Source organism: Mycobacterium sp. TH-M116, from assembly GCF_057473685.1.
The window spans coordinates 1-10,209 of record NZ_JBYCLC010000102.1 but is presented as its reverse complement, the minus strand read 5'-3'; the positions used below and the strand labels follow the sequence as shown (position 1 = coordinate 10,209).

The following is a 10,209-nucleotide window of genomic DNA, read 5'->3' as shown; positions in this document are numbered from 1 at the left end:
TCCAGGCCGGCACCGATCTCGACGATCACGCGCAGCAGCTGCTCCATCTGGTCACGCGCGGAGAGCAGCTCATCGAGCTGCTCGTGCATCCTGCCGACCAGCCCGGGTTGGCCGAGCCCGGCGAAAGCCGAGCCGCGCTCCTCGCCTGCCACGGACCCGATACCTCCACAGAAGCGAACATCCAGCACCGCGCGTCGGGAAAAGCGGTGATGAGCCATCCCGTGCAGAAGTGCCTTGGGCGAGCTTAGCCCCAATGTGCCAGGGGAGCTGCGGTCAGTCGGGCGGTATTCGCGTCGGTGCGTGCGGCGCGCCCGAACCCCGATCCAGTTTCGACGCGAACACCGCCGCCTGGGTGCGCCGCTCCATGCCCAGTTTGGCCAGCAACCGGGAGACGTAGTTCTTCACCGTCTTCTCGGCCAGGAACATCCGGGCGGCGATCTGCCTGTTGGTCAGCCCCTCGCTGAGCAGCCCGAGCAGTGTGCGCTCCTGCTCGGTCAGCGCGGACAGCGGGTCCTCGCGCTCGGCCGCGCCGCGCAGCTTGGCCATCAGCGCGGCGGCCGCGCGGTTGTCCAGCAGGGACTTCCCGGCGCCCACCTCCTTGATGGCGTGCGCCAGCTCCATGCCCTTGATGTCCTTGACGACGTAGCCGCTGGCTCCGGCCAGGATGGCCTCGAGCATGGCTTCGTCGGAGGTGAACGACGTCAGCATCAGGCAGCGCAAGTCCGGGTGATCCGACACCAGGTCGCGGCACAGCTCTATCCCGTTGCCGTCGGGCAGGCGCACGTCGAGCACGGCGACGTCGGGCTGCAGCGCCGGTATCCGGGCTTTGGCCTCCGAGACCGAGCCGGCTTCGCCGACGATCTCCAACTCAGGATCGGAGGCGAGCAGGTCGGCAAGACCGCGGCGAACCACCTCATGGTCGTCGACCAGGAAAACCTTGACCATTGCGAGTCCTTCCTGCCGGTCGTGGCACGGGTCGTCGACCGACCACCGACCCAATATCCCATACCGATCCCGTATCGATCCCGTGTCGATCCCGTACGGCCGAGCGCCGTCAGCGCTCAGAGATGCCGCCGGTTGACGACGAGCAACGAGCAGTCGGCAGCCTGCAATGCCGCACTGCCGACCGGTCCGACGAGTTCGGCCAGGCGCTGCCGGTTGCGGGCACCGACGACCGCCAACTGCACCGGCCGGTGGTGGGCCACATGTTCCAGCAGACCGCCCCGGGCCACAATCGGTTGCACCCGTAGGTCCGGGTAGCGCCGTGTCCACCGGGCCAGCCGGCGATCCAGGTCGGCCAGCGCCCGGTGGTCGTCGTCCGGCCGCACGGCGCCCGCGTCGGCCGTAGGGCCGTGCACGAGCGCATACAGGGCGGCGTCGCGCAGTCGGGCCTCCCCGATCGCGGCGGCCAGCACGGTGTCGGCGTCTTCGCTGTCGGTGAACCCGCCGAGTTCGACGACGATCGCCGCAGCGGGACCGATGGGCCGGCCGGGTTGGTGGTCACCGCCCCGAACGATCGCCACGGGACAGTGCGCCGCCGTGGCCACAGCGGCGGCGGTGGAACCGAGCCGCCCGGGCTGGAAGTGACGCAACCCGACGGCACCCACGCACAGCAGGTCCGGCGACGCCGAGGCGCTGATCAGCGACCGGGCCGCGGGCCCGGCGGTGATGCGGGTGTCCAATTTCGGCGGCGCGCCCGTCGCCTCGATGGCGGCGACCGCGTGGTTGACCGCGCGTTCCGCGCCGTCCGGGGACGCACCCGGCTCGACCACGCTGAGCAGGCGCAGGGTGACACCGCGGCTGACGGCCTCGTCGACCGCCCACAACGCAGCGCGCAGCGCCGCTTTCGAGCCATCGACGCCGACGACGACCGACCGGGGTTGCGTGGACTCGTTCATCGCTGACTCGTTCACTGTGGACCCGGAAGCCTATTGGCGGACGACGAGCACCGAGCAGTCGGGATAGCCGACGATCGGGTGGCAGTTGGGAGTGGCGAGTCCGGCCATCCGATCGGCGTCGGCACCGCCCACGACAGCCAATTCGATTGCAGTGCCGTGGCTTTCGTCGGGGTTCATCCCGGCACCCGCGGCGACTGTCTGCACGGGGACGTCCGGGTAGCGCCGGACCCAGCTGTCCAGTCGCCGGTCGATCTGCCGCACGGTGGCGTGCCGGAGGCGTCCCTCCTCCATGGCCCGGTGCACGACCTCGTCGTTGTCGGGATCGTCGTTGAGCACCACCGCGATCACCCCGAGCTGCGTCGGAGAACCATCCGGATTGCTGCGGATGACGGCCACCGGGCAGCGCGCGTTCGCCACCAGGCCGGCGGCGGTGGGGCCCAGCAGACCGTCGGTGGCCCATCCGCGCCGCGCGGTGCCCACGGCGACCAGCGCCGCCTCCTGCGATGCGCCGACCAGGACCTGCGCGGGGTCTCCCGAGAGAATCGCCGTCTCCATCTCGACCGGCTTGTGTTCGCCCTGCACGGCGGACTCCGCTTCCGACAGCGCCGTTTCGCCGAGCTCGACCTCGCGCTCGGAGGCGGGCTCGGACCCGGGTTGCGCGCCCTGGTCGGCGACGCCCTGGTCGGCGATGACATACACGAGCCGCAGCGGCAACTGCCGGCTGCGCGCCTCGTCAACAGCCCATTTCGCGGCGTTGACCGCGGCCCGCGAGCCGTTGATGCCCACGACGACCGACTTGGCGTCCGGCTGGTTCATCTCGGCTCCCGACTCGTTCTGTGCCTGCATGTCAGGCTAGCGCGCCGTGGGCCGTCGCGGAGGGGCCGTTGGACCTCACCCGTGACGCCGTTCGTCCTCACGCGGTGTGCGCCGGCCCGGCGGATGCCTCCATCACAGGCCGCTCGGGTACGTTTCCGGTGTCTCGCCGGCGACCCAGACGCTCGTCGGCTCCAGAGGTTGCAGCGCCCGGGTCCGGTCGATGTGGATCATCGCGTCGAACTGGTCCGCGGGCCGCACGTGGAAGTAGTGGCTCTGCCGCTCGGTGGCGGGCAGGTAGATCACTCCGATGGCACGGCCCAGCCGGACGGTGCTCAGCGGTTCGGCGGCGCCCGGGGTGAGGCGGGCCGAGACCAGGAAGGCGGCCTTGCCGGTCTCGTGCAGGAGCTCTTCGATGCTGCCGTGCAGCGCCGGCCGCACGGCCTTGCGTTCGGCGATGCCGCCCCATTCGCCGGCCGCGGTGACCGTGCCGGTGTAGGTGCTGAACCCGATAAGCCGCGATTCCTTGCCGTACCGCTGGCGAACAAGCTGGCCCAAGGTGAGCTGCCCATCGGCCCACACCTCGGTGGCCCGCGCGTCGCCGACGTGAGAGTTGTGCGCCCACACCACTATTCGCGCTGGCGGCACGTCTGGGTGGCGGTCCAGGTGTTCGAGCAGCGCATCGAGTGTCTGCGCCATGTGTTTGTCGCGCAGGTTCCACGAGGTGACGCGCCCGCTGAACATCGCGCGGTAGTAGACCTCTGCGTTGCGCACCGTCTGCGCGTTCTGCTGAGCGTAGAAGAGCTCGTCCTCGGCGATCAGCCCGTCCATGCGCGCATAGGCCAGCGCGTTGCGCTGGATGTCGACCAGCTGGTCGATGGCCTCCTTCTCGCACGACGGTCCCGCGCCGAACGCCGCCGAGAAGCCGTACGCCTGGCCGTCTTCGGCCGAGGCGTGGTCGAAGCAGGCGTATCGGCTGCGGGCCCGCGCCGCCGCCTTGGGGTCCACCCTGTCCAGGTAGCCGATGACTTCGTGCATCGAGCGGTGCAGGCTGTAGAGATCCAGGCCGTAGAACCCGGCTTGACGGAGTCCGTCGGACTCGAGGCGCCGGTTGCGTTCGCGCAGCCAGTCGACGAAGTCGCGGACCACCACGTTGCGCCACATCCAGGCCGGGAAGCGCTCGAACCCGCGCAGGGCCTCGTCGGCGGTGGTGTCGTCGCCGATGCCGTGCACATACCGGTTCACCCGGTAGGCGTCTGGCCAGTCCGCCTCCGCGGCGACGGCGCAAAAGCCCTTCTCCTCGATGAGCCACCTGGTGATCTCGGCGCGGGCCTCATAGAACTCGTGGGTGCCGTGCGAACTCTCGCCGATCAGGACGACCCGCGCGTCGCCGATCAGCTCCTCCAGGGCGGCCAGTGGTGGGACGCCGCCGGGAGCGTCGATGACCACTCCGGCGAGCACCTCGGCAGCGCTGTGCGCCGCAACGCTTGTCGTCGCCGCTGTGGCGGTCGGCTCCGTGGTCGGGGTGGAGAGCAGCTGGCGGACCTCCTCGTCGGTGACCTGCCGGAAATCCCAGAACGATTCTCCGACCGCGAGAAACGGCGTCGGCATCGTCGCGCAGACGACGTCATCGATCAGGCTCGCGAATTCGCGGACCGTGGACTCCGGGGCTGCGGGCACCGCGATCACGATGCGGGCGGGCTGCGCCTCCCGAAGCGCCTGCACGGCCGCGAACATACTTGCGCCGGTGGCCAGGCCGTCGTCGACGAGGATGACCGTCTTGCCCGTGACATCGACGGGCGGTCGTCCGTCGCGGTAGGCGGCCTCGCGTCGCGCGAGCTCCCGGCCTTCCCGCTCGGCGATGTAGCGCATCTGTTGCGGGGTGACGCGCAGGCCCCGCACGACATCGTCGTTGACCACGACGCGGCCTCCACTCGCCAGCGCCCCCACGGCGAACTCTTCGTGGCCGGGAGCACCGAGCTTGCGAACGACGAACGTGTCCAGCGGAGCATGCAGCGCGGCCGCCACCTCCCACGCCACCGGCACTCCGCCACGGGCCAGGCCCAGAACGATCACGTCGGGCTGGTCGCGGTAGGTCTCCAGGAGGCTCGCCAACACCCGGCCGGCCTCGCGACGGTCACGGAAGACCCGCCGCGGCGAGTGACGGATGACATCGGTTGCTCTAGTCATGAGGCACCGGTCATGGGGCACCGCTCCTGAGTCCGCGATCACCGTCGACGTCAGCATCGACAGGTCCATCCTGAGCAGTCCGCGCCCACCGGCGATAGGGACCGAAGTCCCGTACCGGCGGGCCATTCGTCGGCCCGCGCGATCAGGTCGCCCGGGCGGCTACCCGCGCACCCCGATGCAGGCCATGACGCAGGACTTTCTCAGCGGCCCGGCCGCTCGGGCCCGACGATGAGCAGCGAGAAGTCGCTGCCGCGCAGCGCAAGGGCGCCGTCCGGGCCGAGCAGCTGGCGCACCTCGGCGGTCCGGGCAGCGCCGACCATGACCAGTTGGATGAACGCGGCTTGCTCGGCGAGGTAGTCGCGGAGGGGACCGCGCAGCACGGCGGTGTCGATGTGCGCGTCGGGATGGCCGTCCAGGCAGCGCACCAGATGCGGATCGAGTAGGACGCCACCGCTGCCGCCCGGGGCCCCGCCGGGCTCCTGCTCGGTCACCACTCGCAGCCGGGCATGCCGGCGCTCCGCCTCGTCGAGCGCGAGGTCCAGCACGTCGACGTCTTCCGGCGACCCGTCCACACAGGCGACGATCCAGCGCCGGTCGGTGGCGTCCACGCCGTGGCGCGCGCCCCTGACGATGGCGACCGAGCAGTGCGCCGACTGCGCCAATTCCCTTGCGGTGGAACCCAGCCAGCCCTCCGGATGCTGCGCGGCCCCGGTGTCGCCGACGCAGAGCAACCCGGTGGAACGCGAGGCCGCGACCAGCGTCGGCACCGGCTCGCCGTCGAGCACCTCGGTCTGGACTTTGACGGGTCTGCCCAGGGCCTCGACGGCACTGTACGCCTCGTGCACGATCTCCTCCGCCGCCGCCAATGCCACCCTGGCCTCGAGCGGGCCGGCACCCGGGTCTGTGCGGGCGACATGGAGCAGGCGCAGCGGCACATCGGTCCCGGCAACCTCGTCCACCGCCCAGCACGCGGCCCGCATCGCCGCCTGCGATCCGTCGACACCGACGACCACCGACTTGGGCGGGTATGAGTCGAACATCGCAGAGCTCCTAGCGATCGAGGGCGTTCCTGTGTCGAGAGGGTTTCAGTTCCGCAGGTGCAGCACGTCGTCCAACGGCCGGCGCGGCGTCGGCTCCGGGGGCTCGCCCGCGGGCTCCGGGCCGACCCGGATCAGCACCTGTGGCACCACCGTGGTGTCGGGGAGAAGTTCCCGCACGATGTCGCGGCCGGCCTGCACCTCGGTGATGTGGGTGACCGTGCAGGTCGCCAACCCGGCCATGGTGCACTCCAGCAGCACCGCCGAGAGTGCCTGCCCGCAGTCGAGCCAGTCCGCGCGGGTGTCCCCGTAGCCGGACAGGACCACGATCGTCGCCTGGTCGTGGACGGCCGGACCCTGCTCGGCCTGCCCGTTGGCCGGGAAGCGGCGGTTCACGTCGACGTCGCTCCCCTGCGCCTCAGACGGCAGCGCGCTCTCGGGGATCCCTTCGGATTCCCGCAACGGCGCCGTCCACCAACGCAATTCGTGATGGTAGAGGTCGTCGTAGCGGCGCAGGACCTCGGTGAGCCGCGACGCCTCCACCAGGCGCGGCCGCGCCTCGTCGGCCAGCACGTCCAGGGTGGCCAGCCGGGGGTCGAACGCGCTGCGCAACGCGGGCTCGAACGACGCCCAGTCCCTGGGGGCGTCGAACGGACGCCGGTCGGTCCGGCGCCGCGCGATCGCCGCGGCGCGCTCGCGCTGGGCGTCGGTGACGTAGTCGGCCGCAGCGAAGTCGATCGAGGCCAGGTGGTCGAGATTGCCGGGGTTGGGGAATTGGTCCACACCGGAGTCCCAGCCGGCCGCAAGCATCGCGTCGCGGAAGTGGTCGAGCACCGCCCCGCAACTGATGATCGACTCACGACCCGAGCCGTCGGTCGCGGTCACTATCCGGTGCGGATCGGCGAACAGGTCGACGACCGCCCCGCCGGCCACCCATCGCCACGGCTGGCTGTTGTGCAGCGAGGGAGCGCGGCACGCCAACTCCACCGCCCTCGTGATCACCATGGTGTCGACCGTCGTCCGGGTCATTCGTCACCTGCCTTCGCCTGATGCCTTTGCCTGATGCCTTTGCCTGATGCCTTTGCCTGATGCCTTCGCCTGATGCCCTCGCCTGCCTTCGACCTTCGGCCATCCGGGCCGACGCTGCCAGAGTCCTTGGTCCCCGGGGCCGCGTCATTGGGCCCCGCACCCGGCGGCCGTTGACTTTCGTCTCTCTTGCGCGACGGGTCAGGCGGCAAACGATGGGGAGGCCTTCTCGTATACACCCAACGTGGTTGTTACTGGGAAGATTCAGCGAATCCTGATGCATTTGACGTCCTCCCTGGGTGGAGGGGTCCACAACGCCGGCACCGGATACCGGTCACGGGGTCGAACAACTTTGGTCCCCGCGCCGCGGGACCTTCGACCGGCGCCCGCGGCGCACCCGCCGGTTAGCATCGAAGGCACAGCCGCTTCGACGAAGGGGCCGCGCTGATGAGAGGCCCGCACCGATGAAGGGAATGGCCGATGTCCATGATCGACGATGGGGTCACCGTCCTGCCGGAGAGCGAATGCTGGAACCTGCTGGCGGGTGTGACGCTGGGGCGACTGGTGACCAGCGTCGGCGGCCAACCCGAGATCTTCCCGGTGAATTACGCTGTGCAGCGCCGCAGCGTGCTGTTCCGCACCGCCGAGGGCACCAAGTTGGTCAGCACCGCGATCAACCATGACGTGCTGTTCGAGGTCGACGACCACGACGTCGCCGAGGGCTGGAGCGTGATCGTGCGGGGCACGGCCCGCTCGCTTCACACCGCCGAGGAGATCGAGGACGCCGACCGCGCCCAGGTGCTGCCGTGGACGACATCGGAGAAATCGCACTATGTGCGGGTGATTCCACGGCAGGTCACCGGTCGCCGCTTCCGGTTCGGCGGCCAGCTGCAGCAGGATTCGGTCCGCGCCTGAGCCGGCGGGGGCGCGGCAGGAATTCCAGCGACAGCAGCACGATCAGCGCGGCCGGGATGTCACGCCCGCACAGCACCACGTAGCGCCGTTCCCCCACCGCGTGAAACTTGCACAGGTAGCGGTAGAGGGACTCCAGGCGGATCAGGGGATCCAGCAGATGGATCAGCCGGTAGGCGACACGCTGCGCCAGCCTCGGGTGGGCAGCGTCGAAGATCTCGGGAAATGACGCGAAAGCCAGCGACAGCCGCTGGGCACCAGATGACTGCGCCGCGAGGATCATCTCGACGCTGAGCCGTTCGTCGACCCCGTTGGGGGCGTCGGGGCGCCGAAACGGCACATCGAGGGAGATTTCGGATCCGTGCCCGGCGGTGGCGTAGCGATGGAAGGCCACCACCCGGTCCCCGCGGTCGCGGGCGATGGCCAGCCTGATCCCGGGGAAACGACCCTGCAGGGCCCCGTCGAGATTCATGCAGAAGCCGCGTTCGGTGCGTGCCGCGCGGTGCGCGGCGTACAGCACCTCGGTGAGCTGGGCGGTCAGCGGACCGTCGAGGCGCTGCTCGTCGACGATCTCGACGCTGACCCCGCAGTTACGGGTGCGCTGCACCGCTTGGCGCAGGTTGCGGAACCGGCGTCCCCGCAGGCTGAACCGGGCGACGTCGACGACGACGTCGTGGCCGATCGGCACGGACAGCACCGGCGAGCGCACCGCCCCGCCGCGCCACAGCCCCAGCCGCCGCCCGCCCGCGGCCAGCACGATGATCCGCCAGCCCCGCTCGCGGCACATGCGGACGAAATCGTCCACCAGGGCGTCGAAACGGGCCTCATCGCCGATCGGGTCGCCGCTGACCACGGCCAATCCGAGCCGGGCACGGTAGGCGATCGCCGCGGACCCCTCGGCGTTGAAGAAATAGCTCTTGCTCGAGTGCATCGCGAAGGGCGCCAGCGCATCCGCGTGCGTGGCGTCGACCAGCGCCCAGACCTGCGCCAACAGGTCGGGCTGCGGCCGGCTCGCGGTGGGCCACATGAGCACCGCCCCGGCGCCGGCAACCATGAGGTTGCCGGGCAGGGCGAACGACAGGAAGTGCGCGCACAGCCCGCCGGCCACCGCGCCGGCCGCCGCCCAGGCATGCCCGGCGGTGACCGGCCGCCCCAGAAAGATGCCCCGCGCGATCAGCGCGACCGCGGCCAGTAGCGCCAACGACCAACCGAACCGGCCGGGAGCGACGCGGCCGGCGCCGAGGTACTGGCGCGCGACCAGCACCGTCGACCAGCCGAGCACGCACGCCAGCATCACCACGCTGACGACGCGGGCCGCCGGGACGTCGGCGCTGACCAGCACCCGTTCCCTGCCGCGCGGCCCCGCGGGGTGCCTGCCGTCCCGCTTGACCTTCATGCCGTGCTCGCTCCCCGGGTAGCAGGTGCCCGCGCACCGTACAGTTCAGGCTAATTCGTTCGACGGCCCTGCCGCGAGACCCCTGCGACGCACTCGACCACGTCCGGCACGGCGGCCGCGACCCGGGGGGTCAGCTCGGTCCCGTGCCCGACGTCGGCGACCTCGACGGTGAACACCACCAGCGCGCCGGGCACCCGTCCGAGCACCCGGCCCAGCGCCAGGGCCCGCCCCAGGTGGGGGCCGTGCGAGCTCAGGCCGTCGCCGGTGTCCAGGTCGGCCGGCGCGCGCCGACGGACGCGGCCCGGCACGGCGGCGGCCGTGACGACGGCGTCGATCACCACCGCCAGGTCCCTGCCCGACCATGCCTCGATCAGGTCCATGGGGTCCGAGATCGCCGTGCGGACTTCGACGCCGGGCAACGCGAGCCGCTCGAGCGCCGCCGCGGCGGCGACGCCCACGCCGTCGTCGCGCCGGTAGGGGTTGCCCAGCCCGATCACGACGGTGCCGGCGGTCATCGCCCCCGCACCGTCAGGGTCAGGAAATGCGCCGAGCACGAGATGCAGGGATCGTGGCTGCGGATCACGCGTTCGCACAGGGTGGTCAGCGCGGCGTCGTCGAGCGCAAGGTTGCCGGCCACGACACCGGCCAGGTCGGCTTCGATCGCGGCCTGGTTCTGGGAGGTGGGCGGGATGATCGTCGCGGCGACGACCAGCCCGTCGTCGTCGATCCGGTAGCGGTGATACAGCAGGCCCCGGGGCGCCTCGCTCACGCCGTGCCCGATGCCGGGACGGGCGATCACCTCGACGAACGGGCGCGACGGGCGCTGGTAGCCGTCGATGATGCGCAGCGCCTCCTCGATCGCGTAGACCACCTCCACCGCGCGGACCACGATGCTGCGGAACGGGTTTCGGCATTCGCCCGAAAGACCGGCGCGGGC

10 protein-coding genes are annotated in these 10,209 nt (G+C 70.9%); 1 reads left to right on the top strand and 9 read right to left on the bottom strand.

The window, feature by feature from the left end:
• Window positions 1-273 precede the first annotated feature (273 nt).
• The 6 genes from dosR to AC2VOK_RS04980 form a co-directional block, all read right to left on the bottom strand.
• A complete protein-coding gene (gene dosR, locus AC2VOK_RS05005; RefSeq protein WP_428899503.1) occupies window positions 274-945 on the bottom strand; it encodes a hypoxia response regulator transcription factor DosR/DevR in 672 nt (223 codons plus the stop codon).
• A 116-nt stretch (window positions 946-1,061) separates the two neighbouring features.
• Window positions 1,062-1,898, bottom strand: a complete 837-nt coding sequence (locus AC2VOK_RS05000; RefSeq protein ID WP_428899502.1) for a universal stress protein — start codon at window positions 1,896-1,898, stop codon at window positions 1,062-1,064.
• A gap of 30 nt (window positions 1,899-1,928) precedes the next feature.
• The gene (locus tag AC2VOK_RS04995) at window positions 1,929-2,714 is read right to left on the bottom strand and encodes a universal stress protein (protein ID WP_428899504.1); all 786 of its coding nucleotides are present in this window, start codon (window positions 2,712-2,714) and stop codon (window positions 1,929-1,931) included.
• Between the two features lie 132 nt (window positions 2,715-2,846).
• Window positions 2,847-4,901 (bottom strand): erythromycin esterase family protein, encoded by a 2,055-nt coding sequence (locus tag AC2VOK_RS04990; protein WP_428899501.1) that lies wholly within the window; start codon window positions 4,899-4,901, stop codon window positions 2,847-2,849.
• Window positions 4,902-5,101: 200 nt separating this feature from the next.
• Window positions 5,102-5,941, bottom strand: coding sequence for a universal stress protein (locus AC2VOK_RS04985; RefSeq protein ID WP_428899500.1), 840 nt, complete (start codon window positions 5,939-5,941; stop codon window positions 5,102-5,104).
• A gap of 45 nt (window positions 5,942-5,986) precedes the next feature.
• Window positions 5,987-6,967 carry an Acg family FMN-binding oxidoreductase gene (locus AC2VOK_RS04980; RefSeq protein WP_428899499.1) on the bottom strand — a complete coding sequence of 327 codons (981 nt, stop codon included), beginning with the start codon at window positions 6,965-6,967 and terminating at the stop codon, window positions 5,987-5,989.
• Between the two features lie 477 nt (window positions 6,968-7,444).
• Between AC2VOK_RS04980 and AC2VOK_RS04975 the strand changes: the two genes are divergently transcribed.
• A complete protein-coding gene (locus AC2VOK_RS04975) occupies window positions 7,445-7,879 on the top strand; it encodes a pyridoxamine 5'-phosphate oxidase family protein (RefSeq protein WP_428899498.1) in 435 nt (144 codons plus the stop codon).
• Here AC2VOK_RS04975 and AC2VOK_RS04970 read toward each other — a convergent pair.
• The 3 genes from AC2VOK_RS04970 to AC2VOK_RS04960 form a co-directional block, all read right to left on the bottom strand.
• Window positions 7,821-9,272 carry a bifunctional lysylphosphatidylglycerol flippase/synthetase MprF gene (locus AC2VOK_RS04970; RefSeq protein ID WP_428899497.1) on the bottom strand — a complete coding sequence of 484 codons (1,452 nt, stop codon included), beginning with the start codon at window positions 9,270-9,272 and terminating at the stop codon, window positions 7,821-7,823. The two genes, AC2VOK_RS04975 and AC2VOK_RS04970, sit on opposite strands and share 59 nt — an antisense overlap.
• Before the next feature lie 50 nt (window positions 9,273-9,322).
• Window positions 9,323-9,787 carry a hydrogenase maturation protease gene (locus AC2VOK_RS04965; RefSeq protein ID WP_428899496.1) on the bottom strand — a complete coding sequence of 155 codons (465 nt, stop codon included), beginning with the start codon at window positions 9,785-9,787 and terminating at the stop codon, window positions 9,323-9,325.
• Window positions 9,784-10,209 (bottom strand): nickel-dependent hydrogenase large subunit (locus tag AC2VOK_RS04960; RefSeq protein ID WP_428899495.1); only part of this gene is annotated, 426 nt, incomplete at its 5' end. The genes AC2VOK_RS04965 and AC2VOK_RS04960, both read right to left, overlap by 4 nt.

Bases quoted from the DNA above. Each gene is read 5' to 3' on its own strand.
- dosR (WP_428899503.1), bottom strand. From the start codon at position 945: ATGGTCAAGGTTTTCCTGGTCGACGACCATGAGGTGGTTCGCCGCGGT.
- AC2VOK_RS05000 (WP_428899502.1), bottom strand. From the start codon at position 1,898: ATGAACGAGTCCACGCAACCCCGGTCGGTCGTCGTCGGCGTCGATGGC.
- AC2VOK_RS04995 (WP_428899504.1), bottom strand. From the start codon at position 2,714: ATGAACCAGCCGGACGCCAAGTCGGTCGTCGTGGGCATCAACGGCTCG.
- AC2VOK_RS04990 (WP_428899501.1), bottom strand. From the start codon at position 4,901: ATGACTAGAGCAACCGATGTCATCCGTCACTCGCCGCGGCGGGTCTTC.
- AC2VOK_RS04985 (WP_428899500.1), bottom strand. From the start codon at position 5,941: ATGTTCGACTCATACCCGCCCAAGTCGGTGGTCGTCGGTGTCGACGGA.
- AC2VOK_RS04980 (WP_428899499.1), bottom strand. From the start codon at position 6,967: ATGACCCGGACGACGGTCGACACCATGGTGATCACGAGGGCGGTGGAG.
- AC2VOK_RS04975 (WP_428899498.1), top strand. From the start codon at position 7,445: ATGTCCATGATCGACGATGGGGTCACCGTCCTGCCGGAGAGCGAATGC.
- AC2VOK_RS04970 (WP_428899497.1), bottom strand. From the start codon at position 9,272: ATGAAGGTCAAGCGGGACGGCAGGCACCCCGCGGGGCCGCGCGGCAGG.
- AC2VOK_RS04965 (WP_428899496.1), bottom strand. From the start codon at position 9,787: ATGACCGCCGGCACCGTCGTGATCGGGCTGGGCAACCCCTACCGGCGC.